The organism is Mycobacterium sp. SM3041, assembly GCF_039668335.1.
Lineage (GTDB): Bacteria > Actinomycetota > Actinomycetes > Mycobacteriales > Mycobacteriaceae > Mycobacterium.
Window position 1 is genome coordinate 49,980 of sequence record NZ_JAYXBQ010000035.1, and the last position, 23,870, is coordinate 73,849.

Here is a 23,870-nt window from a genome sequence, read left to right on the forward strand (position 1 = left end):
ACGGGGCAACTGCCTACCATTGGGTGTCATGACGGAGTTGGGATGACGCGCTACGCGGTGTTTCTGCGCGGCGTCAACGTGGGCGGCGTGAACCTGAAGATGGCCGAGGTCGCCGCCGCCTTCCGCGAGGCCGGCTTCGATGACGTCAAGACGCTGCTCGCCAGTGGCAACGTGGTGCTGTCCAGCTCGGCCAAGGCTGCGACGGTACGTACGAAAGCCGAAGCGGCGCTGCGGGAATCGTTCGGGTACGACGCCTGGGTGCTGGTGTACCCCATCACGGAGCTCCGGACCATCTCGGCGGACTACCCATTCGAGCGTGAGGTCGAAGGGCGCCATTCGTACATCACGTTCGTCAGCGATCCGGACGTGCTCGACGAACTCGCGGCGCTCGAACCGGTGGGCGACGAATCGATCAGCCGCGGTCACGGCGTCCTGTACTGGCAGGTGGCTCGCGGCGACACCCTGAGCAGCGCGATCAGCAAGACCATGGGCAAGAAGCGCTACAAGTCGTCGACCACCACGCGAAACCTGCGGACGGTCGAGAAGGTCCTGGCTGCGGGCGAATAGCTCAACCCGGCCAAACGTGCTGACAGACAGCGAAAGTGAACCGGGTCCGGCACTATGACCGGATGATTCCGCTCTCCTGGACGCCGGTCGGACCGGACGCCGCCGTCGTCGGCCCCGATGAACGGCTCAGCTGGCCCCGCACCATCGGTATCGGTGCCCAGCACGTGGTGGCGATGTTCGGCGCCACGTTCCTGGTGCCGGTGCTGACCGGTTTCCCGCCGGCCACGACGCTGTTGTTCTCCGGCGTCGGCACGATCGCGTTCCTGCTCATCACCGGAAATCGGCTGCCGAGCTATCTCGGGTCGAGCTTCTCGGTAATCGCACCGGTCACCGCCGCGGTCGCCGCGCACGGAACCGGCAGCGCGCTGGGCGGCCTGATCGCCGTGGGCCTGCTGCTGATCCTGGTCGGCGGGGTGGTGCATCTGGTCGGCACGCACTGGCTCGATGTGACGCTGCCGCCGGTCGTGACCGGTGCGATCGTCGCCCTGATCGGTTTCAACCTGGCACCGGCGGCGAAGAACAACTTTGAGAAGGGGCCGCTGGTCGGGCTGGTGACGCTGGTGCTGTTGGTCGCGACCCTGGCGTTCTTCCGTGGCATCATCGGCCGGCTGGCGATCTTCCTGGCCGTGGTGGTCGGCTACCTGCTGGCACTGGCTCTCGGCGAGGTGAACACCGCGGCCATCGCCGCCGCCCCGTGGATCGGGCTGCCCGAATTCCACGGGCCGTCGTTCAGCCTGGCGGTCCTGCCGATGTTCTTGCCGGCGGTGATCGCGCTGATCGCCGAGAACATCGGGCACGTGAAATCAGTGGGCCAGATGACCGGGAAGGATCTGGATCCACTGATGGGCCGGGCGTTGGCGGCCGACGGCGTGGCCACCGTGCTGGCCGGTGCGGGCGGCGGTTCGGCCACCACCACGTACGCCGAGAACATCGGCGTGATGGCGGCGACCCGCATCTATTCGACGGCCGCGTATTGGGTCGCTGCTGCCGTGGCCGTCGCACTGTCGTTGTGTCCCAAGGTCGGTGCGGCCATCTCGGCCATTCCGCCGGGCGTGCTGGGCGGGGCGACGATCGTGCTCTACGGTCTGGTCGGCATCCTCGGGGTGCGGATCTGGCTGACCAACCACGTGGATTTCTCGCAGCCGATCAACCAGATGACCGCCGCCATCCCGCTGATCATCGGCATCGCCGACTTCACCTGGCAGGCCGGACCGTTGACGTTCACCGGCATCGCGCTCGGTTCCGTTGCGGCGCTGGTGATCTACCACGGCATGCGCGGGCTGACCGCCCTGCGCGGCACGACCAGTCAGCCGGCCCAGACGTCCTCGACGTAGCGGTCGGTGCTGACCAGTCCGGCGAGCCAGGCGCGGGCTGCCTCGTCGTCGGTGCCGGTCTTGCTGCGGTAGATGTCCTGGAACGCGGCGCGCACGGCGGGCGCCATCCGGGCACCGTCGCCGCACACGTAGACGTGGGTGTCGTTGTCCGGGTTTCCGAGCATGTCCCAGACTTCGTCGGCGTCCGCGGCGATCCGGTCCTGCACGTACTTGACCTCATCACCGGCCCGCGAGAACGCCGGACGCATCCGCACGACGCCGAGACGTTCGGCGTCCTCGGCCTCGTGGCGGAACAGGTAGTCCACGTCGGGGTGCCGCACGCCGAAGAAACACAGCGCGGCGGTGAACGGCTCCCCTGCTTCCAATGCGCCCAGCCGGTCTCCGATGAAGCCCCGGAACGGGGCCACACCCGTCCCGGCGCTGACCAGGATGACGTTGCGGGTCGGATCGGCGCCCGCCCGGAAGGCCTGCCGAGCCGGGTCGACCCGCATCCGAATCTGCTGTCCCGGCACAGCATCCGCGAGGTAGCTGGATGAGACGCCGCGGAAGACACCGGAGCCGGACCGGGCCGGCCCTTCCAGCACCCCCACGACCAGTTCGACTTCCCGGACGCGGCGGCGCGACGAGGTGGCGATCGAATAGTGCCGCGGGGACATCGGTTCGAAGAGCTCCAACAACTCTTGGCGGCTCAGCTTGGTGGCCGGGAACTCCGCCAGGCAGTCGGTGATGCTCAGTGCGCGGGCCTCGGGGTCGTCGGCCAGGGCGGTCAGCGCGGCCCGTTCCGGCGGACACGGGTTGGCGGCCGCGAGCCGTAGCAGCTGACTGCGGGTCGCCGGCTTGCGCAGTTCCAGGAAGTGCGTAAGCAGTTCGCGCACAGTGACTTCCCGGTCGATCGGGATGGCCCGCCGGGTACTGCGCCGTGGATTGATCGAGATGCGACGGTCGAGGCGCAGGTCCAGCAGTTCACCGACCTCGTCGACCAGGGCGGGGCTGTTGTCCGGCAATACGGTCAGGTGGTCGCCGGTCTGATAGTCGACGCCGTCGGGCAGCGCGATCCGGATGAGCCGCTTGTCCTGCCCGAACTCGGAGCCCGTGTCCACCAACGGAATGTTGTCCAACACCGTCGCCGGTTGCACTTGATGGCGGGCATCGATCGCGGCGGTAACCGGCCCGTCGATGGCGCGCAGATCGTAGAGCGGCTCATCGGCCACGGGCTCATCGGCGGCGACGGCGCCGAAGACACCGCCGAGCGCATTCCACAGTGCCACCGAGAAATCCTCGACCACACCAGCGAAGTCGCCCGAGGTGTCGGCTTCGGCCATCGGAAGCAGTTGTGTGGCACCGAGTTCCACGAGCCGGGCGTCGATGCGCCGCGGTATCGCCAGGTATGTCTCGGCCCAGTTCCGGTCTCCGACACCGAGTACCGCGTACGGCACTGCCGGTACTTGATCCGCCGACCCGTCCAGCCAGTCCACGAACGTCCGGGCATCGTCGGTCGGCATCCCGTTGTACGACGCGGCGACGATCACCACCGCCCCCTGGTCCGGCAGTGCCGCGGTTGCGGAATCCAGTGCGGCGACGGTCGTTTCGTAGCCGAGGTCGACGGCCTCGTCACCGAGTTGCTGCGCCAACGACCGGCAGTTTCCGAGGTTCGAACCATGCAGCACAAGCAGTTTCGTGCCCGGCGGCACGGTCGCGCGGGATTGTGTCACCGGCGCGGCAGCGACGGCCGCCGGAGCTTGGCGGCGCTCCTCCGGGGTGCGGCGGATGAGTTCGACGTAGAACCCCTCCGGCTTGCGCAACACATCACTGTGGGTACGCAGCGTGTAGTGCCCGACGTCGACGAACCGGTAGCGGTGCACCAGAGTGGCGATCGCCATGGTCGCTTCGTGCAGCGCGAACTGGCGGCCGATGCACGACCGCGCACCGGTGCCGAACGGCTTGAACAGGTTGACCGGCCGCTGCCCCGCCCGGTCTGGCGCGAACCGGTCCGGATCGAAGATCTCGACGTTGTCGCCCCACTCCGGTTGCCGATGCAGTGACGACGTTAGCACCGTCACGGCTTCACCCTGGCGCACCGGGTACTTGCCACCGATGACGGTGTCCGACAAGGCCATTCGATCGAATTCCCGCACCGGCGGGGACAGGCGCAGCGCCTCGTCGATGATCTGGCGGATGTAGGTGAGCTTGCCGATCTCGTCGAACGCCGGCACGTGGTCGTCGTCGGGGCCGAACACCGCGTCCGCCTCGGCCTGCGCGCGGTGCAGCACCGCCGGGTTCTTGACGATGCTGTACAAGGCCGTCGGCATCAGTATCGACGTCGTGTCCTGGCCGGCAACCAGGAACGTGGCGATCTGGTTGCGGATGCTGTCGTCGTCCAGCAGCGGCACCCCGTCGGGACCGGGCTGCAGCATCAGGGCCAGGAGATCGTCGAGGTCCACGTCCCCCGCACGGTGCCGGCCGATGAGGTCGGTGATGAAGCTGAACAGCTTGCCGCGCTCGGTCTCGAACACCGCCTGGTCGGCGTTGGGGCCGAGCAGGACCTGGTTCAGCGTGGCCGCGAAACTCGCTGGGATGTCGGCGAGCCCGTCGTGCTGGTAGGAGTCGAAACGGGCCCCGAAGCCGGCCAGGCCGACGGTGTCCATGGCCAGTTTCGCCAGGTCCCCAGCCACGTCCACTGCGCGGGTGCCGACGGCCGCGTCCCACTGCGCGAGGAGCTGCCGGTTGATGTCGAGCATCGCGGGGTGATAGCTGCGCAGGCCGCTGAAGCTGAAGCCGGGGATCAGGACGTCGTGGGCTTCCTGCCAGCCCTCCTCACCGGGGTAGGCGGTGAAGAGTCCGTTGCCGACCACGGGACGGAACCGGGCCAACCGGCCCGTCAGCGCTTTGGTGAACCGGGTCTCGTCGCAGAGCTCGTCGACCAGGGCCAGCGAGCACGCGTAGAGCCGCTTGCCGGGCCCGAGGTCGGCGTAGAACAGCGGGCCGTACTGCTCGGTGAGCAGATCCAGCGGCAGCGAATAGGGCCGCCCGGGCACCGGCCCGGGCGGCAACTCGACACCGACAGCTGAAGGGACACCGGGAATCTCGGGCGGCACAGCTGGCGAGAAGCTCTCCATTCACGCCAGCGTAAACGGCCGCCCTGAGCGCCGATCAAGAAACCGGCACGACCTCCCGGGCTTCCGTGGGCGCGACGGCCGAGAACCGCAGGTTCGGGTCCGTCACTGCGCCGTGCCGCAGCACCTCGCGGTCGAAGTTGTAGTTCATCGACATCACCCAGGGACCTGCCACGCCCTGCCGAGGCAGGGTGTCCGCCACCCGCTGCACGTATCCCGCCGCGAAGTCCAGCAGGGGCTTGGTCGCCATGCCCGCATCGTCGAACTCCGGCCGGACGCTGTCGAATCCGCTTTCGTCCATGTGGCGCAGCAGTCGGCAGAAGTGCTCGCACAGCAGGCCGACCTTGAGTGTCCACGACGAGTTGGTGTAGCCGAAGGCGAAGGCGAAGTTCGGCACGCCCGACAGCATGATGCCCTTGTAGGCGACGGTTTCCGAGAGGTTCACCGCCTGCCCGTCGACGGTCAGCGTCATCCCGCCGAACAGCTGGACGTTCAAACCCGTTGCGGTGACGATGATGTCGGCGTCCAGGTGCTGTCCGGACTCCAGCTCGATGCCGGTCTCGGTGAATGTCGCGATCCGGTCGGTGACCACGGTGGCCTTGCCGCTGCCGATCGCCTTGAACAGGTCGGCGTCGGGCACCGTGCACAGGCGCTGATCCCACGGCTTGTAGTCGGGGCTGAAGTGGGTGTCGACGGGGTAGCCCTCGGGCAGCTCGCGGGCGTTGGTCCAGCGGATCACCCGCCGGGCGGCGGCGGGGTACTTCTGGCACAGGGTGTACACCGCGCGCTGCCGGATGACGTTCTTGCGCCGGGCCAGTGCGTAGCCCCGGTCGGCGCCGAGCACGCGGCCGGCCACGTTGGCGAACGCGTCCTTGGACGGCACGGGAAGGATGTAGGTCGGCGAGCGCTGCAGCATGGTGACGTGCGCGGCCTTGGCCGCCATCGAAGGCACCAGTGTCACCGCGGTCGCGCCGCTGCCGATGATGACGACCTTTTTGCCGGTGTAGTCGAGGTCCTCGGGCCAGTGCTGCGGGTGCACGACCTGACCGGCGAACCGGTCACGGCCCGGGAACTGCGGTGTGAAGCCCTGGTCGTAGCGGTAGTAGCCGCCGGCACAGAACAGCCAGTTCGCGGAGATCTGCACCAGTTCGTTGGTGTCGGTCCGCTCGACGTCGACCAGCCACCGCGCGGCGTCGCTGTCCCACGCAGCCCCGAGCACCTTGTGGTGGAACCGGATGTTGCGGTCGATGTTGTTCTCGCGCAACGTCTCTCGCAGGTAGGCGAGAATCTTGTCGGCGGAGGCGATGGCGTCTTCGTCGCGCCACGGCTTGAACTCGTATCCGAAGGTGTGCAGGTCGGAGTCGGATCGAATGCCGGGGTACCGGAACAAATCCCAGGTGCCGCCGGTCGCGCCGCGGGATTCCAGGATCGTGTACGACCGTCCGGGGTGCTCCTGTTGCAGGTAGTAGGCGGCACCGATGCCGGAGATTCCGGCGCCGACGATCAGGACGTCGACCTGGGTTGTGTTGGCGGTGTGTTCCATTGCGAACTCCCTGTTGGCGGTGATGGGGTTGGCAATAATGGTGGCGCGCGACGAGCCCCCGGCTGAAGGTCAAAACGTCTCAACTTTGGCTGCTTGCGGTGCAAAATGCACCACACGCGATACGCTCACCCCATGGACGGCGCGCAGCCATCACCGCAGGTACGCGACCTGATCCGGCAGTGCGCGCAGGTCGTCGTCAACGCCCCCGCGGAATGGCTCGACGAACTCGACCGCGCTGTACTGGGCGCCAACCCGGCCATCGCCTCCGATCCCGAACTGGCCAACGCCGTCAGCCGGAGCAACCGTTCGAACCTGTTGTTCTGGGGTGCGGCCAACGTGCGCGATCCCGGCGCACCGGTACCAGCCAACGCCGGCACCGAACCCATGAGCGTCGCCCGGGAAATGGTCCGGCGCGGCGTCGACTCGTACACCTTGGACGCCTACCGGGTCGGTGAAGGCGTGGCGTGGCGGCGCTTGATGGACATCGCCTTCGAACTGACCTCCGACCCGGCGGACCTGCACGCGCTGCTCGACGTCTGCTCACAGTCGATCAGCGACTTCATCGAGGCCACCCTGGCAGCCATCGCCGCCCAGATCGAACTCGAGCGCGACGAACTCACGCGCGGCAGCCACGCCGAGCGGCGCGCCACCGTCGCACTGCTCCTGGAGGGCGCCCCGATCCCCCGTCCGCGCGCCGAAAGCCGCCTCGGATACGGCCTCGGCGGCACCCATACCGCGGCCGTCATCTGGACCGACAACCCGGATGGCGACCTGTCGCAATTGGACCGTGCCGCTGAAACTTTCGGGCGTGCCGCTGGTGGCCGCCCGCTCACGGTGCTGGCCAGTAGCGCCACCCGGTGGGTGTGGGCACCCGGCGCCGTCGACATCGACGCGGTGGCCTCAGCCGCCGGAGCCGAAGTGCGCGTCGCGATCGGTTCCACCGGCACCGGGGTAGACGGGTTCCGGCGCAGCCACTTCGACGCCATCACCACCCAGCAGATGATGGCGCGCCTGCATTCACCGCAGCAGATCGCCGAATACACCGATATCGAACTCGTGGCGCTGCTCACCGCGGACGCCGACCGTGCGGCGGTATTCGTCAAACGGGTTCTCGGCGAACTGGAAGCCGCGAGCCCGGAATTGCGGTCCGCGGTGCGCGCGTTCGTCCATGAGCAGTGCAACGTGTCCCGTGCCGCGGCCAAGCTCTTCACGCATCGCAACACCTTGCTGCGCCGGCTCGCCCGCGCCGACGAACTGCTGCCGCGCCCGCTGGCCGACAACAGCGTCGAAATCGGCGTCGCGCTCGACGTGTTGCACTGGCGCGGTTGAGGTTTCACCGCCGGAAATATCCACTCGGTTTTGTCGCCCGGCGCTGTTAGCGTTGACCCGTGACTTTTCTGCATGACGACCAGCTCGCCGAGGTGTCTTCGACGCCGACGGCGGCTTTGTCGTGCGCAGGCACCGCCCGCTCCATAGCCCGGCGCGAATCGACTGAGCAGAGCCGCCTCTTCTGGCAGCCCATGCGCTTCCCGTCACTCCGCCGTACTTCCGCCGCGTATGCCGGCGTGCGCCCCGGCTGGAAGCTCGGGCCAGAAGACAACTCTCACAAATTCCACAGCATTGCAGTTTTCCCTGGCAGGAACGTCGCCTGACGTTCCTGTAGTTCAGTGCACCCAATTGCGTTGCACAGCAACAAATTTCGTGTACATATTCGCTCGACAACCCCCGCGTCGATGCGCATCATTGATCACACGCCGGATCGATCCGGACATGCAGTGCGGTACGAATCAGACTGCGCGGTAAGACCTTTGAGAACTCCATAGTGTTGGCATCTGCGCTCGTGGCGAAAACTACGGCAGACGCGCCCGGCTCAAACCCGGGTGCCGGTAGCCCCGGCGTGCAGGTTCAAATCCTGCCGAGCGCACGCATGCCCCGCTGGCCCAACTGGAAGAGGCACTGGATTTAGGTTCCAGGTGTTGGGGGTTCGACTCCCTCGCGGGGCACAGGCGCCGTTAGCTGAGCTGGGATAGCACCAGACTCTTAATCTGGAGACGGGGGATCGAAACCCTCACGGCGCACAGCACATTCATCACTGCCGGTGAGGTGTAACTGATCAGAAGGGAGGCACGCGGTATGACGCATTTCCGACAACACAAGGCCGGTCACCGGGCCGTGGCGGTGTACAACGCCGACTACCGCGTGCTGACCCACGTGAGCTGGCAGGAGGCGGTCCGGCTGCTGCTGCGGGGTTCGGTCTACGTGATCGAACACCACAGTCCGGCCGTGCACATACACAGCCCGTCGACTGTCATCGAGCTGCCCGCATCCGTCGCGCTGCATCAGTACGTCCACGTGCCGTACCGGCCGCACAACCGGGTCACCCGTGACGGGGTCCTGGCTCGCGACGGCTACACCTGCGGCTATTGCGGTGGCCATGGCGACACGCTGGATCACATCGAGCCGGTGTCGCGAGGCGGGCAAGACACCTGGCTGAACCTCATTACGGCGTGCGCGCCGTGCAACGGCCGCAAGAGTGACCGCACACCGGAGGAAGCCGGTATGCGGCTGCTCTGGGAGCCCTATGAACCCCGCGATCGGGATCGCTACCGGGTCCCCGAATTGGTTTGAAACCCGTCGGGCGGGGCGGGAGGTCCGTCACCTCTCGCCTCGCCACGACGAAACATGTTGCCCCGTAGCTCAACTGGCAGAGCAGCTCCCTGTTACGGAGTAGGTTGCAGGTTCGACTCCTGCCGGGGTAGCCAAGCGTGCGCGGCGACGCGGGAGTGTCGCACCTGGCTGTAAACCAGCGGCATTCAGGCACAGGGGGTTCGAATCCCTCCGCACGCACCGATGACCCGTGGTGTAACCGGTAGCACTGCTGATTTTGGTTCAGCCGGTTCAGGTTCGAATCCTGGCGGGTCAACTGCAGGAAGACAGCGCGCCGTGGTGGCGCATCCCGTTTCGAAAACGGGCGCGGGGTGAAGCCCTGGGGTTCGACTCCTCTGTCTTCCGCTGTGTGCGATGCCGAAGCGGTCGAGGCCCCAGGTTGTGAGCATGGGCGAAGCGGGTTCGAGTCCCGTCGCACACCCCAACTTCGACAACGCCGCGGATTGCAGTCACCCACTGACTGCAATCCGCGGCACTAACTCAATGTCCGGTAGCTCATCTGGTGAGAGCGTCGCCCTGATACGGCGGAGGCAGGTGGTTCAAGCCGGTTCAAGCCCATCCCGGACAACCACGGAGGCGTGGCAGAACGGTAATGCAGCGGCTTGCTGAGCCGTGGCCGCTGTCCAGCGGTTGTGGGTTCGACTCCCGCCGCCTCCGCCAAATGCCCCTGTAGCTCAACGGAAGAGCACCTGCTTTCGACGCAGATGGCTGGGAGTTCGAATCTCTCCAGGGGCGCGGATGCGCAGGTAGCGCGCACCCACGGGAAGCCCCGCAGCGGCTAGGAACTGGCGCGCGAATGTGCACACAGCTCGCCGGATCCGCGAAACGGGCGCTCTGCTCGCACACTCGCGAAGCACCCCGCCCTACTCGAACGCCGCGTCCAGGTACCGCAGCGCGTCGGCTTTCAGCACGCCCAATGCCCGGGCGGTGTCGGCGAAGGCATTGGCCGCGTCCACCATCGCTGCGGCAGCCGGGTCGGCAGCAGCCACGAAAGTCCCAGACCTCCCCCGGGTTTCGAGAACGCCGGCGGTCTCGAGCTCACGGTAGGCCCGGGCGACGGTATTGGCCGCCATTCCCAGCGTGCCGGCCAGGTCACGGACGGTGGGCAGCCGGGTCCCGGCAGGCAGCCGGCCATCGCGAATGGCGTCGATGATCTGCAGCCGCAGCTGGTCGAACAACGGCCCCGCGTGCGGGTCGAGGCGGACCCACTCACCGAAATCGGTCACCAGCCGAGTATGACCGATGACGAGGTGGCCCAGATCACCCAAGACCCGATAACGTGGTCCAATGCGGGTGACGGTGTTCAGCGGTGCGGGGATGTCCGCCGACAGTGGCGTGCCGACCTTCCGGGACGCCGAGACCGGACTGTGGGCCAACACCGACCCCTACGAGATCTCGAGTTCGGACGCCTGGCGCCGCCACCCCGAGCGGGTGTTCGCCTGGTATCTGTGGCGCCACCACATGATGGGCAACGTGGCCCCGAACGACGGGCACCGGGCCGTGGCCGCGTGGCAGGACTACACCGAGGTCGACATCGTCACCCAGAACATCGACAACCTGCATGAGCGCGCCGGCAGCACTCGGGTGCACCACCTGCACGGCAGCCTGTTCCAGTTCCATTGCGACAGTTGCAAAGCCAACTTCGAAGGCACGCTGCCGCCGATGCCTGAGCCCGAAATCGCCATAGAACCGCCGGAGTGCTACTGCGGCGGCCTCGTGCGGCCCAATGTCGTGTGGTTCGGCGAGAACCTGCCCTCCGACGCCTGGAACAACTCGGTCGCAGCGGTCAGCGGGGCCGACCTGGTGATCACCGTCGGCACGTCGTCGGTGGTATACCCGGCGGCGTCCCTACCGGAAGCCGCTGTGCAGCAGGGCATCCCGGTGATCGAGGTGAATCCGAAGCCGACACCGTTCTCCGATCTGGCCACAGTGTCCCTGCGCGAGACGGCGGCCAACGCGCTGCCGACCCTGTTACAGCGCCTGCCGGAACTGCTGTCGACGATCAAGCAGGCCTGACGGCCCGACCCAACGCCACTTCCGCCAGCGGCACCCAGCCCGGCAGCATCAGCACACGACGGGCATCCGAAACCTCGAAACCTGCGCCGACGATGCTCCGCTCGGTCTCCCGATGCGCGTGGCAGTTGCCCGAAATCTTCGGCCAGAACGTCGAATCCAGGAATCGCTGCACCCGGCCACGCACCCCACCACTGGCGACGTGCTCGAAGTAGCGCAGCTCGCCACCCGGCTTGAGCCGTGAATACATCTGCCGCAGCACACTTTCCGGTTCGTCGACCGAACACAGCACCAGGGAGCACACCACGGCGTCGAAAAGGTCGTCGCCGTCGAAGTTCTCGACGGTCTCGGTGCGGACGGTCACCGGCACCGGCGCGGTCAGCGCCGCCTTCCGGGCCAGGGGCGCCAGCCGGACCTCCGGCTCGACGGCCACCACCTCGGTCACGGTGTCCGGGTAGAACGCGAAGTTGGTGCCGGTTCCGGCACCAATTTCCAGTACGCGGCCGCCGAGCCCCGCCAGATTCTCCTGCCGCAGCCTGGTTATGAACTTGCGCTCGCGTGACGACATCGCGATCCACATGCGGGCGAAGAACGGATTGTCCACCGAGGTATCGGTCATCGTCAGGAACCTTTCAGTCGCTCGACCAGCTGTTGCGGCGTCCTATCCGTTCCGCCCAGTCCTCTCACCATGCCACCGAGGCACGCGGCGCTGAGCACCCGGTCGGCGAACTCCTCGGGATCGCCGAACGGCAGATACGGTCGCGAGATGAACAACGCCGCAAGACCGTGCGCCACTGTCCACAACCCGAGCGCCGCCACCGTGACGTCGCCGAGCGGATAGCCGCCCTCGTCCATCAGGGCCTGCACCGAATCCCGCATGTGCACGAATGCCGCGGTGTTCAATGCCTGGTCCACGTCGCTGTCGGGATGTCCCTCGGACATCATGGCGATCCGGTAGAGCTCGGGGTTCTGGCGGGCAAAGCGGACGTATGCCAGCCCTTGTGCCCGCAATCGGTCGATCGTCGTCGGCTGTTCGGCGGCCACGTGCTGCATCACGTCGTCCAGTTGCTCGAAGTACCGGCCACACACCGCGTCCAACAAGGCGTCCTTGTCAGCGAAATGCAGGTAGATCGATGGCGGGGTGACGCCCACCCGCTGTGCGACGGACCGGATGGACACCGCCTTCTCCTGGTTCGATTCCAGGAGAATTTCGGTTGCCGCGTCCAGGATTTCGTCGCGCAGCTGGTCTCCGGACCCGCGCGGGGCACGACGCCGTTTGGCCGCTGTCATCGCGCGCCGCACTCCGACAGCTGGGGCGCCGATTCACTGATACCGATGCGCTTGTGCAGCCGCGCCAGCGGCGCCGGCGCCCACCAGTTCCACCGTCCCATCAGGTGCATGAACGCCGGCACCAGCACCGTTCGTACCAGGGTGGCATCCACGAGGACGGCGATGGTCAGGCCGAGCCCGAACATCCGCATGAACGACACTTCCGCGGCGATCAGCGCGCCGAACGAAATCGACATCACGAGCGCCGCCGCGGTGATGACCCGTCCGGTGTGGGCCAGGCCGAGCGCGACGCTCTCGTCATTGTCCTGTTCGACGAGCCAGAACTCCCGGATGCGGGCGACCAGGAACACCTCGTAGTCCATCGACAGCCCGAACGCGATGCAGAACAGCAGCACCGGCATGTTGGATGCCAGCGTCCCCGTCGCCGTGGTACCGAGCGCGCCGAGGTGACCGTCCTGGAAGATCCAGACCAGCGCACCGAATGCCGCGGTGAGTGAAAGGACATTGAGGACAACGGCTTTCACCGGAAGGACCACGCTGCCGGTGAGCAGGAAAAGCAGCCCGAGTGTGATGACAGCGATGACGGCCAGCACCCACGGCAGCCGGTCGGTGACGGCCTGCACGCTGTCGTGACTGATCTGAGCGACGCCCGCCAACTGCACCAGCCGCCCGTCCGGTCCGCGAACGGCGTGCACCGCATCGAGCTGCGCCTGAGACGCGTCCGAGAACAGCGGCGCGCTGCTGCCGACCGTCAGGAAGGCGCTGCCGTCGACGATCGCCGCGCCGGGACCGGCCGGCCCCACTTTCCGGCCGCCGACGAAAGTGCCAGTGGGCGAGGAGACTTCGGTGACCGCGGCGACGCGCGAGACATCGGCGGCGTACGTATCGAAAGCGGCCGGGCTCAGCCCAGCGGCGTCGGGAATGACGGCCGTGATGTCGGTGGCGGAGTTGTTGGCGAAGTCGTTGCGCAGCTGGTCCCCCAACTGGTGTGCCGACGCCGTGGTCGGTAGTACCCGCTCGTCGGGGAATCCCCACTTCGCGCCGAGGAAGGGCGCGCCCAGGACCAACAGCAGTGCGACGACGGCGAGGCTCGCCGAGACCGAGCGGCGCATCACGGCCTTGGCGGCGCGGTACCAGAACAATTCCTGCACGGGTTTGGGCGTGGTGTCGCGCCGGAACAGGTGCGGCAGGCTGAGGGAATCGAGCCGGTCGCCGAGGAGCCAGATGGCGGCCGGCGTGACGATCACCGCGGCCGCGGCGGCGAATGCGACCGTCGCGATGCCGGCGTACGCGATGGAGGTGAGGAAGTACATCGGGAACATCAGCATCGCGGCCATCGACAGGCCGACCGTCGTCGCCGAGAACAACACGGTGCGGCCCGCGGTGACCATGGTGCGGATCAGCGCCTGGTCCCGCGGCTGGCCCTCGGCCACCTCGTCGCGGTAGCGACTGATGATCAGCAATGTGTAGTCGATGGCGAGGGCGAGCCCGAGCGCGGTGGCGACGTTCAGCGCGAAGACGGACACGTCGGTGAAGAACGTGATGGTCCGCAGCACCGCCAGGGTGCCGGTCATCGCCAATCCGCCCACCAGGATCGGCAACGCTGCAGCGACCAGTCCCCCGAACACCCACACCAGCACCAGGAAGCTGAGCGGTATCGCGATGGACTCCATCAGCAGCAGATCATGTTCTGTCTGGGTGTTGATCTGGGAGTAGATGATCGCCCCGCCACCGGCCTTGACGGTGACGCCGGGCCGGTCGTGGACGACCTGGTCGGCGAGTTCCTGGGCGTACTTCTGCGCGTTGTTCTCGCCGCCGTTCATGCCGGCCACGATCAGCCCGGACTTGCCGTCCTTGCTGATCAATTCCCCGGCCGCGGCCGGCGGCACCGTCCAGGCCGAAGACACGTAGGCGACGTGCGGCGAAGCCTTCAGATGGTCGACGATCTCGCGGGCGGCCGCGGAAGCCGCCGGGCCGTGGACCCCGTCAGGCGCCGTGACGGTAACCAGCATCGGCATGTCGCCCTGGTGGAACTTGGTGGCCAGCAGCCGGCTGGCTTGTGCCGACTCGGACTTCGGATCTTGGAAGCCGCCCGCGGGCAGGGTCTTGACGACCGGGACACCGAAGATCGCCGCGGCGATCAGGACCAGCCCCGCGACGGCCAGAATTCTCTTCGGCGCGGCGATGGCCAGCAGCGCGATGCGGTTCAGCATGCAGTCCCCTTCTGCTAACACCGCTAAGTTATCGTCGATAACTCAGACCTGTCAATGCTCACTCACCCCTGGTCACGAGATTTATTGACGTCTGGTTCACACCGCCCACCAGGCGTTACCGCGGTGACCGTCATCATGTTTGCTACTGGCCAGTGAACTAAGCCGCGACCAGGACCGCTGTCCGCACATCAAGATCACCTGCGACCTTGCGGAATGTGAGCTACCCACGGGTCACTTGGGGGTCGGAGTAGGCCAACCTACCCAGCGGTAAGAATTGCCAACGTTTTCCGAATCGTGACTCAATGATTTCTTAATAGCGACCCATAGCCTCATAGACATGTGGATCGACGACACCAACGCAGATGTCATCAAAGTAGATTTCGATGCCCTGTACCACGGGGACGTCCTGATCGAGGGTGACACGTCCGAGCAGTTCCCCGACCTCGCCGAGGCTGTCTGATTCCGCGGGTTCACCCGCGAGTCTGACGCCGCGCCGAGGCGCGACGCCCGTGCACTGAAATCGCGTGCACGCAGGGACTCGCTGGGGTGATCACCAGCGTCAAAGCCACCGACCAATACGGTCGGTGGCTTTTTGTGTGTCCGGGCTCGGGTCCCGGCTCACCCGACAGCCATCTACAGCCCCAGGTCGCGACCGATGACCTCGCGCATGATCTCGTTCGAGCCCGCCCAGATCTTGGTGACGCGGGCGTCCTTCCAAGCCCGCGCGACCCGGTACTCGTTCATGAAGCCGTAGCCGCCGTGGATCTGGACGCAGTTGTCCAGGATTTCGTTCTGCACCACCGAACTCCAGTACTTGGCTTTCGCCGCGTCGACGGCGGTCAACTGGCCGCTCAGGTGCGCCATCACACAGTTGTCGACATAGGCCTGCGCCACATCGAGTTTGGTGACCATGTCAGCGAGCAGGAACTTGTTCCACTGCAGGGAGCCGATGGCCTGACCGAACGCCTTGCGCTCCTTGGCGTATTCGACGGTGTCTTCCAGAATCCGCCGGACGTGGGCGAGGTTGGCCACCGCGACGCTGATCCGCTCCTGGGGCAGCAACGTCATCATGTGGATGAAGCCCCGGTCGACCTCACCGATGATCGCCGACTCGTCGACCCGGACGTCTTCGAAGAACAGCTCCGCGGTGTCCGCTTCGGGCTGGCCCACCTTGTCCAGCTTGCGCCCGCGCGTGAACCCCGGCATGCCCGTTTCGACGGCGAACAGCGTGATGCCCTTGGAGCCCTTTTCGGGTGCGGTTCTCGAGGCGACGATCACCATGTCGGCCTGGGTCCCGTTGGTGATGAACGTCTTCGAGCCGTTGATGATGTAACTGGACCCGTCCTTGACCGCGGTGGTCTTCAACGCGGCCAGGTCCGATCCACCGGAGGGCTCGGTCATCCCGATAGCGGTGATCATCTCGCCGGTGCAGAACTTCGGCAGCCACCGCCGCTTCTGTTCCTCGGTGGTCAGCGTGACCAGATATGGTGCGGCGCAGTCGTAATGGATGGTGAACGCCGACGCCGCGGCGGCACTGGACCGCGAAAGCTCTTCGCACAGAACGGTGTTGAACCGGTAATCGCCCGCGGCGCTACCGCCGTACTCTTCGGGCACCTCCAGCCCCAGATACCCGTTGCGGCCGGCCTCCAGCCACACCTCACGGTCGATGTAGCGCTGCTCGATGAACTTGTCTTCATTTGGCTCGATGTGTCGAGAGACGAATTCGCGCACCGAGGCACGGAAGTCGTCGTGATCTACCTCGAACAAGCTGCGCTGCATATCAAAGTCCTTAACGCGGGTCGCCGTTGGCCAAAAGCTACCCCGCCTGCCGCCACCGAACGCAGTGAGGGCCGTGACCCGGTGGGAGTCACGGCCCTCAGCGCATGAATTGCGGCTAGACGCCGGCGAGTTCGGCTTCGCCCGCGCCGACCATCCGGGCCAGCCGCCCGGTGATGATCTCCTCGGCTTCCCCGACGATGCGGCTGATCAGCTCGTCGCACGTCGGGATGTCGTGGATCAGGCCCATGACGGTGCCCGCGGTCCAGATGCCGGCGTCCAGGTCGCCGTTCTCGAACACCTTGCGGCCCCGCACACCGGCCACCAGATCCTTGACGTCCTCGAACTGGCCGCCGCCCTTGAGGATTTCCACCACCTCACGCGAGACGGCGTTGGACGCCACGCGCGCGGTGTTGCGCAGGCTGCGGAAGATCAGCTCGGTGCCACGCTCGTCAGTCGCCACGATGGCTTCCTTGACGTTCTGGTGGATGCACGACTCGACGGTGCACATGAAGCGCGTGCCCATGTTGATGCCGTCGGCGCCGAGTGCCAGTGCGGCCACCAGGCCGCGGGCGTCACCGAAACCACCCGAGGCGATCATCGGAATCTCGATCTCCTTGGCCGCGGCCGGGATGAGCACCAGGCCCGGCACGTCGTCCTCACCGGGGTGACCGGCGCACTCGAAACCGTCGATGCTGATGCCGTCGACGCCGAGGCTCTGGGCCTTGACGGCGTGGCGCACCGAGGTGCACTTGTGCAGCACCTTGATGCCCGCGTCATGGAACATCGGCAGGTGCGGTCCCGGGTTGGAACCGGCCGTCTCGACGATCTTGATGCCGGCGTCGACGATCACCTTGCGGTACTCGTCGTACGGCGGCGGGTTGATCGACGGCAGGATCGTCAGGTTCACGCCGAACGGCTTGTCCGTCAGGTCGCGGGTCTTGGCGATCTCGTTGGCCAGATCCGCCGGCGTCGGCTGTGTCAGCGCAGTGATGAAACCCAGGCCGCCCGCATTGGCAACGGCGGCAACCAGTTCCGCGCGACCGACCCACTGCATACCGCCCTGGGCGATCGGGTGCTCGACACCGAAGGCCTCGGTGAACTTCGTCCGGATTCCCATCAGCGCGGCGCCATCCGGATCGCGCCATCCAGACGGATGACCTCACCATTGAGCATCGGGTTCTCGATGATGTGCTGCGCCAGGGCGCCGTACTCATCGGGGTCACCGAGGCGCGCGGGGTGCGGCACCTGCTGGCCGAGGGACTTCTGCGCCTCTTCCGGCAGCGAGCCCAGCAGCGGGGTCTTGAACAGACCCGGGGCGATGGTGCAGACGCGAATCAGCTCACGCGACAGGTCGCGGGCGATCGGCAGGGTCATGCCGACAACGCCACCCTTGGACGCCGAGTACGCGGCCTGACCGATCTGGCCGTCGAACGCCGCGACCGAGGCGGTGTTGATGATGACGCCGCGCTCCTCGCCGACCGGCTCGGTCTTGGCGATGCGCTCGGCGGCGAGGCGAATCACGTTGAAGGTGCCGATCAGGTTGACCTCGACCACCTTGCGGAAGCCGTCGAGCGGGAACGCGCCGTTCTTGCTCAGGGTCTTGATGGCGTTGCCGATGCCGGCACAGTTGACGTTGATGCGGACCGGGCCCATCTCCTCGGCCGCGTCGAGCGCCGCCGCGACGCCGGCCTCGTCGGTGACATCGGTGGCGACGAACTTGGCGCGCGGCCCCAGCTCGGCGACGACGTCCTCACCCTTGAGGTCGATGACGACGACGCTGCCGCCGGCATCGAGCAGGCGCTTGGTGGTCGCCAGGCCCAGGCCCGACGCACCACCCGTCACGACGGCTACGGAATCTTTGATCTGCATTGATGCAATTCCCTTCTTGTTACGGAAATCTGTGGGGCGCCTCAGGCCCAGTCGCGCAGGACCGACTCGGTGTCGGCACCGGGCACGCGAGGTGGCGTCGGGATGCTGGGCACGCTGCGGGAGAACCGCGGCGCGGGCATCGGCTCGAGGTTGTCGCCGTCCTCGGGCGAGAACCGGAAGAAGGTGTCGCGCTCGGTGATGTGCGGCTCGGTCTCGACCTCGGCGAAGCTCAGGACGGGGCTGACGCAGGCGTCCGAGCCGGTGAACACCTTGGCCCAGTGATCGCGGGTCTGCGCCTTGAAGGCATTGGTGAAGATCTCGCGCAGCTCGGGCCAGCGGGCGACGTCGTTCTGGCCGGGCAGGGTGGCCGGGTCCAGTTCCAGCTTGGCCAGGAGCTCGGCGTAGAACTGCGGCTCGATGGACCCGACGGCCATGTACTTACCGTCGGCGGTCTCATAGGTGTCGTAGTACGGGGCGCCGGTGTCGAGCATGTTGGTGCCGCGCTCGTCGCTCCACATGCCCTGGCGGCGGAAGCCCCACATCATCTGCATGAGCACGCTGGAGCCGTCGACCATCGCGGCGTCGATCACCTGGCCCTTGCCGGAGGTCTGCCGCTCGAACAGCGCCGAGAGGATGCCGACCACCAGGAACATCGAGCCGCCACCGAAGTCGCCGGCCAGATTCAGCGGCGGCACCGGGCGCTCGCCCTTGCGGCCGACGGCGTGCAGCAGGCCGTTGAGCGAGATGTAGTTGATGTCGTGGCCGGCCTGCAGGGCGCGCGGGCCGGTCTGGCCCCACCCCGTCATGCGGCCGTAGATCAGGCGCTCGTTGAGCTTGGCGCAGTCCTCGGGGCCCAGGCCCAGCCGCTCGGTGACACCCGGGCGGAAGCCTTCGATGAGGACGTCAGCCTTCTTGATCAGGCTCAGGACCAGTTCGCGGCCTTCGTCGCTCTTCAGGTCGGCGGTGACGGAGCGGCGGTTGCGCAGCATGGAGTCGCCGCTGGGCTTGCCGGACTTGCTCGGGCGTTCCACGCGCACCACGTCGGCGCCCAGGTCACCGAGGATCATCGCCGCGTGCGGTCCGGGGCCGATGCCGGCCAACTCGACAACGCGCAGTCCCTGCAATGGTCCAGCCATCTAAATGCACCTCTTGGTCGATCGGTTTGAGCCCCAGTTCTATTGACCGCGACATAGCTTACTTGTATAACGAAGTCTGTCTAGTGCGGGCATCTGGCCCGCCCATGAAACTGGGGTACTGAATGACTTACACCGGATCCGACGATCTGACGGTCTCACTGGAAGACGGCGTGTTGTCCGTGACGCTCAACCGGCCGGACACGCTGAACTCGCTGTCGCTGGAAATGCTCGAACTCCTCGGCGATGCGGTGCTCCAGGCCGCGACCGATCCGGCGGTCAAGGTGGTCCGGCTGGGTGGCGCAGGCCGGGGCTTCTGCTCGGGCGCGGGCCTGAGCCCCGAGGACCAGGAGGCCAAGAAATTCGATGCCGCCGCGGTGCTGAACGCGGCCAACCGGGCCGTCGCGGCGCTGGTGAACCTGCCCAAGCCGGCGGTCGCGGTGGTGCACGGCGTCGCCGCCGGTGTCGGGGTGTCCCTGGCCCTCGGGTGCGACATCGTCCTGGCATCGGAGAAGTCGTCGTTCCTGTTGGCGTTCACCAAGATCGGCCTGATGCCCGACGGCGGCGCCTCGGCTCTGGTCGCCGCGTCGATCGGCCGGGCCCGGGCCATGCGGATGGCGCTGCTGGCCGAGAAGCTGCCCGCGTCCGAGGCGCTCGCCGCCGGGCTGGTGAGCTCGGTGCACGCGGCCGACGAGCTCGACGCCGAGGTCGACCGGGTTCTCAAGGCGCTCAAGTCCGGCCCGGCCGTGGCCCTGCGCAAGACCAAGCAGGCCATCAACGACGCCAGCCTGACCGAGCTGAACAACACGTTCGCCCGCGAAACCGCCGGGCAGATCCAGCTTTTGAACGCCGCCGACTTCCGCGAGGGCGTGGCGTCCTTCCAGGAGCGCCGGCTGCCGGTCTACTCCGACGTGTAGCGAACGGGTCCACACCACGAGCGTGCGCACAGATCACCAGATCCGCGGTTGACGCGCTCTGGCTGCACAGTCGCGGAGTCATGCGTTTCGGCGGGTGCGCGAGTGTGCAACCAGGGCGTCGATTTCGCGGATCCGGTGATCTGGTTGCACATTCGCGGCAATGGGTCATACCGACGTACGGCCAAAATCGCTTGACGGGCGCGGGACGATGGACTGGTGAGTTCCCAGTTCGACGTCGAAACGCCAGAACCGCGGACCACTGACCGCTGGCGGGTGTTCGCGCCCTTACGTTTCCGCGAGTACCGCCTGCTCATCGCGGCCGTCTCGCTGTCCATCTTCGCCGAGGGCATGTGGACGGTCGTGGCCGCGCTGCAGGTCATCGCGCTGGACAACGATCCGGCCGCGCTGTCTCTGGTGGCGACCTGCCTGGGTACCGGCCTGGTGTGCTTCGTGTTGGTCGGTGGCATCGCGGCCGACCGGCTGAACCGACGAAACATCATCATCACCGTCGAGACCGTCAACCTCGCCGCGGTGACGGCCGTCGCTGTCCTCAGTTCAACTGGGGCGCTGCGCATTTGGCACATGGCGGTGGCGGCGACCTGCCTCGGCATCGCCGCGGCCTTCTTCTTCCCGGCATACAGCGCGTTGCTCCCCCGCATCTTGCCCGCCGAACAGTTGTTGGCGGCCAACGGTATTGAGGGCGTGGTGCGCCCGGTGCTACAGCAGGCGATCGGCCCGGCCGCCGCCGGCGTCCTGGTCGGGCTGACGTTCCCGAGTATCGGTGCGACCACGGTCGCGGTGTTGTTCGCGGTGGGCCTGGTGCTGCTGGTGGCCACCCGGCCGAGCACCGTCCGGGCCGACGAGGAACCGGTCGAGCACAAGCACGTGCTGCACGATCTGCGTGACGGTTTCCGGTTCATGACCCGCACCCCGTGGTTGTTGTGGACCCTGCTGGTCGCGAGCGTCTACGTGCTGGTGGTGCTGGGACCCATCGAGGTGCTGGTGCCGTTCATCGCCGAACGACGCTTCGAAGACGGCCCGCGCGCCTACGGGTTCATCATGGCCGGGTTCGGTATCGGCAGCGCCGTTGGCGCACTTGCGGTTTCCGCCGCGCGGATGCCGCGGCACTACCTGACCGCGATGATGGTGATCTGGGGCCTCGGCGCGCTGCCACTCGTCGTCGTCGGCAGCACGTGGTCGTTCCCGGTCATGCTCGCCGCGACGTTCCTCGTCGGCATCGGCGAGGGCGCCAGCATGGTGATCTGGGGAACGCTGCTGCAGATGCGGGTACCGACCGAGATGCTGGGCCGGGTCTCGAGCCTGGACTTCTTCGTCTCGCTGGTGTTCCTGCCGGTGTCCTACGCGATCGTCGGCCCGCTGTCGAAAATCGTTCCGATGCAATGGATTTTCGTGGTGTCCGGCGTGGTGCCGTTGGTGCTGACGGCCATCGCGTGGGGCGTGGCCAGGATGCGCGCCGACGAACTGGCCCACCCCCTGTGATTTGTGCACGATTTTCCGCGCCCGGCTCGGAAAATCGTGCACAAATCCCTGGTCGAACTAGCCGCGGTGCAGCGTGAGCAGGTGCTCGTAAACCTGGCCGTTGATGCGGTTGTGATTGATCTCGTCTTCGGTGAGCTCGCGGCGGATCTTGCCCGGCACACCGGCGATCATGGTCCCCGGCGGCACCACGAAACCTTGCGGCACAACGGTTCCGGCCGCGACCAGGGAGCCGGCGCCGATCACCGCGCCGTTGAGGACGATGGCCCCCATGCCCACCAGGGCGCCGTCCTCCACCGTGCAGCCGTGCAGGACCGCGTTGTGCCCGACGCTGACGCCGGCGCCCACCTTCACCGGGAAACCCGGGTCGACGTGCACCGTGCAGCCATCCTGGATGTTGGAGCCTTCGCCGATCTCGATGGGCTCGAACTCGGCACGCAGCGTGGTGCCGTACCAGATGCTGGCGCGCGCGGCGAGCGTCACCTGGCCGAGCACCGATGCGGTCGGCGCGACCCACGACTCGTCGTGCAGCTGCGGGGCATGGCCCTGGATGGGAAGAATCAACGGTCCTGACATGCGGCAGAGTTTAGGTCGCGCGCCACCGCGGCCGGGAGCGTGGCGCAATCTGTGCGATTCGTGTCGGTTCTGCCACTGGCCTGGCCGTGGCGCACCGGCCAGAGTGGTGCGGTGACGCTCACCTCGACGACTGCGCCGACTCGCGCCGCATGGGCGGTGGCCGCCGTCAGTTTCCTGGCGATCCTGGCCGCTGCCGGCTTCCGGGCGGTGCCCGGCGTGCTGATGACTCCGCTGCACCACGAGTTCGGTTGGTCGCACGCCACGGTCGGCGTCGCGATGTCGGTCAACATGACGCTGTTCGGGGTCACCGCTCCGTTCGCGGCCGCGCTGATGGACCGATTCGGCGTCCGGCCGGTGCTGTCGGTGGCGCTGGGGCTGATCACCGCCGGTTCGGCACTGTCGGTCCGGATGACGTCCGGTTGGCAGCTGGTGGCGTGCTGGGGCGTATTGGTCGGTATCGGTACCGGCTGCATCTCGATGGGCTTCGTGGCGACCGTCGCCACCCGCTGGTTCGACGAACGCCGCGGCCTGGTGACCGGCGTGCTGACCGCAGCCAGCGCCACCGGGCAACTCATCTTCCTGCCCCTGGTCGCTGAAGTCGCGACCCGTCACGGCTGGCGCTGGGCCTGCCTCATCGTCGCCGCGGCCGCGTTCGCGGTCGTCGCGCCCGTCCTCATCGTCATGCGCCACCATCCTCCTGCGCCGACGGCGGCGCCGACCAACGGCTTCCGGTCCGCGCTCGACGGGCTCGTCATCGGCGCGCGGGTGCCCGTGTTCTGGCTCCTCGCGGGCAGCTTCGCCATCTGTGGCATGACCACCAACGGACTGATCGGCACCCACTTCATCCCCGCCGCGGGTGACCACGGCATGCCGACGACCGTCGCCGCGGGGCTGCTGGCCACGATCGGCGTTCTCGACGTGGCGGGCACGGTCTGTTCGGGCTGGCTCACCGATCGGGTCGATCCGCGGCTGCTGCTCACTGTGTATTACGTCGGACGCGGGATTTCGCTGATGCTGCTGCCTTCGCTGCTTTCCGCGCACGCCGACCCGGGCACCTGGGTGTTCATCGTCTTCTACGGCCTGGACTGGGTTGCCACGGTGCCGCCCACGATCGCGCTGTGCCGCGACTACTTCGGTGATCGGTCCCCGGTGGTGTTCGGCTGGGTGTTTGCCGCGCATCAGGTCGGCGCCGCGATCGCCGCGGCCGCGGCCGGCTGGCTCCGCGATCTGCAAGGTAACTATGACCTGGCCTTTCAACTCGCGGCAGGCTTGTGTGCGGTCGCCGCGCTGCTGTGCTTCAGCGTTCGAAAAGTGCAGGTCAGCCCCGCCTGACGAAACCGGACCGCCGGTAGCTGATTT

The 23,870-nt window shown here is 67.0% G+C and carries 21 protein-coding genes and 11 tRNA genes; 21 read left to right on the forward strand and 11 right to left on the reverse strand.

Annotation, left to right across the window (positions count from 1 at the left end; translation table 11 throughout):
• Nucleotides 1-42: 42 nt before the first annotated feature.
• Both VXD91_RS08370 and VXD91_RS08375 read left to right on the forward strand, forming a co-directional pair.
• On the forward strand, nt 43-567 hold the full coding sequence (locus VXD91_RS08370; protein ID WP_318986246.1) for a DUF1697 domain-containing protein: 525 nt from the start codon (nt 43-45) through the stop codon (nt 565-567).
• Nucleotides 568-629: 62 nt separating this feature from the next.
• Nucleotides 630-1,901 carry a solute carrier family 23 protein gene (locus VXD91_RS08375; protein WP_318986247.1) on the forward strand — a complete coding sequence of 424 codons (1,272 nt, stop codon included), beginning with the start codon at nt 630-632 and terminating at the stop codon, nt 1,899-1,901.
• Here the strand turns inward: VXD91_RS08375 and VXD91_RS08380 are convergent.
• Both VXD91_RS08380 and VXD91_RS08385 read right to left on the reverse strand, forming a co-directional pair.
• The gene (locus VXD91_RS08380; RefSeq protein ID WP_346415156.1) at nt 1,874-5,017 is read right to left on the reverse strand and encodes a cytochrome P450; all 3,144 of its coding nucleotides are present in this window, start codon (nt 5,015-5,017) and stop codon (nt 1,874-1,876) included. The two genes, VXD91_RS08375 and VXD91_RS08380, sit on opposite strands and share 28 nt — an antisense overlap.
• Before the next feature lie 34 nt (nt 5,018-5,051).
• Nucleotides 5,052-6,557, reverse strand: a complete 1,506-nt coding sequence (locus VXD91_RS08385) for an NAD(P)/FAD-dependent oxidoreductase (protein WP_346415157.1) — start codon at nt 6,555-6,557, stop codon at nt 5,052-5,054.
• A 132-nt stretch (nt 6,558-6,689) separates the two neighbouring features.
• On the opposite strand from VXD91_RS08385, the gene VXD91_RS08390 reads away from it, so the two are divergent.
• From VXD91_RS08390 to VXD91_RS08455, 14 genes are all read left to right on the forward strand, one after another.
• Nucleotides 6,690-7,886, forward strand: a complete 1,197-nt coding sequence (locus VXD91_RS08390; RefSeq protein ID WP_346415158.1) for a PucR family transcriptional regulator — start codon at nt 6,690-6,692, stop codon at nt 7,884-7,886.
• Between the two features lie 59 nt (nt 7,887-7,945).
• Entirely contained in the window at nt 7,946-8,209 is a 264-nt protein-coding gene (locus VXD91_RS08395; protein ID WP_346415159.1) for a hypothetical protein, read from the forward strand.
• A 182-nt stretch (nt 8,210-8,391) separates the two neighbouring features.
• Nucleotides 8,392-8,481: transfer RNA gene (locus VXD91_RS08400), tRNA-Leu, on the forward strand.
• Between the two features lie 5 nt (nt 8,482-8,486).
• Nucleotides 8,487-8,560: transfer RNA gene (locus VXD91_RS08405), tRNA-Leu, on the forward strand.
• A gap of 3 nt (nt 8,561-8,563) precedes the next feature.
• Nucleotides 8,564-8,635, forward strand: a tRNA-Lys gene (locus tag VXD91_RS08410).
• 55 nt (nt 8,636-8,690) lie between these two features.
• Complete coding sequence (locus tag VXD91_RS08415; RefSeq protein ID WP_346415160.1) at nt 8,691-9,185, forward strand: HNH endonuclease; 495 nt, start codon at nt 8,691-8,693, stop codon at nt 9,183-9,185.
• Between the two features lie 58 nt (nt 9,186-9,243).
• Nucleotides 9,244-9,319, forward strand: a tRNA-Asn gene (locus VXD91_RS08420).
• Between the two features lies 1 nt (nt 9,320).
• Nucleotides 9,321-9,404: transfer RNA gene (locus tag VXD91_RS08425), tRNA-Tyr, on the forward strand.
• 4 nt (nt 9,405-9,408) lie between these two features.
• A tRNA-Gln gene (locus tag VXD91_RS08430) sits at nt 9,409-9,480 on the forward strand.
• A 5-nt stretch (nt 9,481-9,485) separates the two neighbouring features.
• A tRNA-Ser gene (locus VXD91_RS08435) sits at nt 9,486-9,569 on the forward strand.
• A 2-nt stretch (nt 9,570-9,571) separates the two neighbouring features.
• Nucleotides 9,572-9,648, forward strand: a tRNA-His gene (locus tag VXD91_RS08440).
• A gap of 60 nt (nt 9,649-9,708) precedes the next feature.
• Nucleotides 9,709-9,795, forward strand: a tRNA-Ile gene (locus tag VXD91_RS08445).
• A 1-nt stretch (nt 9,796) separates the two neighbouring features.
• Nucleotides 9,797-9,884, forward strand: a tRNA-Ser gene (locus tag VXD91_RS08450).
• A 3-nt stretch (nt 9,885-9,887) separates the two neighbouring features.
• Nucleotides 9,888-9,959, forward strand: a tRNA-Arg gene (locus VXD91_RS08455).
• Nucleotides 9,960-10,087: 128 nt separating this feature from the next.
• Here VXD91_RS08455 and VXD91_RS08460 read toward each other — a convergent pair.
• Nucleotides 10,088-10,450, reverse strand: coding sequence for a GntR family transcriptional regulator (locus tag VXD91_RS08460; RefSeq protein ID WP_029104729.1), 363 nt, complete (start codon nt 10,448-10,450; stop codon nt 10,088-10,090).
• Between the two features lie 61 nt (nt 10,451-10,511).
• Here VXD91_RS08460 and VXD91_RS08465 point away from each other — a divergent pair, with 61 nt between their 5' ends.
• Complete coding sequence (locus VXD91_RS08465; protein ID WP_346415161.1) at nt 10,512-11,240, forward strand: NAD-dependent deacylase; 729 nt, start codon at nt 10,512-10,514, stop codon at nt 11,238-11,240.
• Here VXD91_RS08465 and VXD91_RS08470 read toward each other — a convergent pair.
• Genes VXD91_RS08470 through VXD91_RS08480 form a run of 3 tightly spaced genes read right to left on the reverse strand, consistent with a single transcriptional unit; the run spans nt 11,227 to nt 14,740 of the window.
• Entirely contained in the window at nt 11,227-11,856 is a 630-nt protein-coding gene (locus tag VXD91_RS08470) for a class I SAM-dependent methyltransferase (RefSeq protein WP_346415162.1), read from the reverse strand. The two genes, VXD91_RS08465 and VXD91_RS08470, sit on opposite strands and share 14 nt — an antisense overlap.
• A 2-nt stretch (nt 11,857-11,858) precedes the next feature.
• The gene (locus VXD91_RS08475) at nt 11,859-12,527 is read right to left on the reverse strand and encodes a TetR/AcrR family transcriptional regulator (protein WP_346415163.1); all 669 of its coding nucleotides are present in this window, start codon (nt 12,525-12,527) and stop codon (nt 11,859-11,861) included.
• Nucleotides 12,524-14,740: an MMPL family transporter gene (locus tag VXD91_RS08480; protein WP_346415164.1), complete on the reverse strand. Its 2,217-nt coding sequence runs from the start codon at nt 14,738-14,740 to the stop codon at nt 12,524-12,526. The genes VXD91_RS08475 and VXD91_RS08480 overlap by 4 nt, the downstream gene beginning before the upstream one ends.
• A 337-nt stretch (nt 14,741-15,077) precedes the next feature.
• Here VXD91_RS08480 and VXD91_RS08485 point away from each other — a divergent pair, with 337 nt between their 5' ends.
• Entirely contained in the window at nt 15,078-15,200 is a 123-nt protein-coding gene (locus VXD91_RS08485; protein WP_020099274.1) for a hypothetical protein, read from the forward strand.
• A 173-nt stretch (nt 15,201-15,373) separates the two neighbouring features.
• On the opposite strand, the gene VXD91_RS08490 is transcribed toward VXD91_RS08485, so the two are convergent.
• The 4 genes from VXD91_RS08490 to VXD91_RS08505 all read right to left on the reverse strand — a co-directional run bounded on the left by VXD91_RS08490 (nt 15,374) and on the right by VXD91_RS08505 (nt 19,524).
• A complete protein-coding gene (locus VXD91_RS08490) occupies nt 15,374-16,519 on the reverse strand; it encodes an acyl-CoA dehydrogenase family protein (RefSeq protein ID WP_346415165.1) in 1,146 nt (381 codons plus the stop codon).
• A gap of 115 nt (nt 16,520-16,634) precedes the next feature.
• A complete protein-coding gene (locus tag VXD91_RS08495) occupies nt 16,635-17,636 on the reverse strand; it encodes a nitronate monooxygenase family protein (RefSeq protein ID WP_346415166.1) in 1,002 nt (333 codons plus the stop codon).
• The gene (locus tag VXD91_RS08500; protein WP_346415167.1) at nt 17,636-18,388 is read right to left on the reverse strand and encodes a 3-hydroxyacyl-CoA dehydrogenase; all 753 of its coding nucleotides are present in this window, start codon (nt 18,386-18,388) and stop codon (nt 17,636-17,638) included. The genes VXD91_RS08495 and VXD91_RS08500 overlap by 1 nt, the downstream gene beginning before the upstream one ends.
• Before the next feature lie 41 nt (nt 18,389-18,429).
• Nucleotides 18,430-19,524 (reverse strand): CaiB/BaiF CoA-transferase family protein, encoded by a 1,095-nt coding sequence (locus VXD91_RS08505; RefSeq protein ID WP_346415168.1) that lies wholly within the window; start codon nt 19,522-19,524, stop codon nt 18,430-18,432.
• 122 nt (nt 19,525-19,646) lie between these two features.
• Between VXD91_RS08505 and VXD91_RS08510 the strand changes: the two genes are divergently transcribed.
• Nucleotides 19,647-20,438, forward strand: coding sequence for an enoyl-CoA hydratase (locus VXD91_RS08510; protein WP_346415169.1), 792 nt, complete (start codon nt 19,647-19,649; stop codon nt 20,436-20,438).
• Nucleotides 20,439-20,654: 216 nt separating this feature from the next.
• Complete coding sequence (gene tet(V), locus VXD91_RS08515) at nt 20,655-21,938, forward strand: tetracycline efflux MFS transporter Tet(V) (protein WP_346415170.1); 1,284 nt, start codon at nt 20,655-20,657, stop codon at nt 21,936-21,938.
• Nucleotides 21,939-21,995: 57 nt separating this feature from the next.
• Here tet(V) and VXD91_RS08520 read toward each other — a convergent pair whose 3' ends face one another.
• Entirely contained in the window at nt 21,996-22,511 is a 516-nt protein-coding gene (locus VXD91_RS08520) for a gamma carbonic anhydrase family protein (RefSeq protein WP_155902415.1), read from the reverse strand.
• A 111-nt stretch (nt 22,512-22,622) separates the two neighbouring features.
• Here VXD91_RS08520 and VXD91_RS08525 point away from each other — a divergent pair, with 111 nt between their 5' ends.
• Nucleotides 22,623-23,843, forward strand: a complete 1,221-nt coding sequence (locus VXD91_RS08525) for an MFS transporter (RefSeq protein ID WP_346415229.1) — start codon at nt 22,623-22,625, stop codon at nt 23,841-23,843.
• Nucleotides 23,844-23,870: the final 27 nt, after the last annotated feature.

Excerpts from the sequence above, each read along its gene's own strand:
- VXD91_RS08500 (WP_346415167.1), bottom strand. The coding sequence starts at position 18,388 with ATGCAGATCAAAGATTCCGTAGCCGTCGTGACGGGTGGTGCGTCGGGC.
- VXD91_RS08470 (WP_346415162.1), bottom strand. The coding sequence starts at position 11,856 with ATGACCGATACCTCGGTGGACAATCCGTTCTTCGCCCGCATGTGGATC.
- VXD91_RS08385 (WP_346415157.1), bottom strand. The coding sequence starts at position 6,557 with ATGGAACACACCGCCAACACAACCCAGGTCGACGTCCTGATCGTCGGC.
- VXD91_RS08390 (WP_346415158.1), top strand. The coding sequence starts at position 6,690 with ATGGACGGCGCGCAGCCATCACCGCAGGTACGCGACCTGATCCGGCAG.
- VXD91_RS08370 (WP_318986246.1), top strand. The coding sequence starts at position 43 with ATGACGCGCTACGCGGTGTTTCTGCGCGGCGTCAACGTGGGCGGCGTG.
- VXD91_RS08495 (WP_346415166.1), bottom strand. The coding sequence starts at position 17,636 with ATGGGAATCCGGACGAAGTTCACCGAGGCCTTCGGTGTCGAGCACCCG.
- VXD91_RS08415 (WP_346415160.1), top strand. The coding sequence starts at position 8,691 with ATGACGCATTTCCGACAACACAAGGCCGGTCACCGGGCCGTGGCGGTG.
- VXD91_RS08490 (WP_346415165.1), bottom strand. The coding sequence starts at position 16,519 with ATGCAGCGCAGCTTGTTCGAGGTAGATCACGACGACTTCCGTGCCTCG.
- VXD91_RS08380 (WP_346415156.1), bottom strand. The coding sequence starts at position 5,017 with ATGGAGAGCTTCTCGCCAGCTGTGCCGCCCGAGATTCCCGGTGTCCCT.
- VXD91_RS08465 (WP_346415161.1), top strand. The coding sequence starts at position 10,512 with ATGCGGGTGACGGTGTTCAGCGGTGCGGGGATGTCCGCCGACAGTGGC.
- VXD91_RS08375 (WP_318986247.1), top strand. The coding sequence starts at position 630 with ATGATTCCGCTCTCCTGGACGCCGGTCGGACCGGACGCCGCCGTCGTC.
- VXD91_RS08510 (WP_346415169.1), top strand. The coding sequence starts at position 19,647 with ATGACTTACACCGGATCCGACGATCTGACGGTCTCACTGGAAGACGGC.
- VXD91_RS08520 (WP_155902415.1), bottom strand. The coding sequence starts at position 22,511 with ATGTCAGGACCGTTGATTCTTCCCATCCAGGGCCATGCCCCGCAGCTG.
- VXD91_RS08480 (WP_346415164.1), bottom strand. The coding sequence starts at position 14,740 with ATGCTGAACCGCATCGCGCTGCTGGCCATCGCCGCGCCGAAGAGAATT.
- VXD91_RS08485 (WP_020099274.1), top strand. The coding sequence starts at position 15,078 with ATGTGGATCGACGACACCAACGCAGATGTCATCAAAGTAGATTTCGAT.
- VXD91_RS08475 (WP_346415163.1), bottom strand. The coding sequence starts at position 12,527 with ATGACAGCGGCCAAACGGCGTCGTGCCCCGCGCGGGTCCGGAGACCAG.
- VXD91_RS08505 (WP_346415168.1), bottom strand. The coding sequence starts at position 19,524 with ATGGCTGGACCATTGCAGGGACTGCGCGTTGTCGAGTTGGCCGGCATC.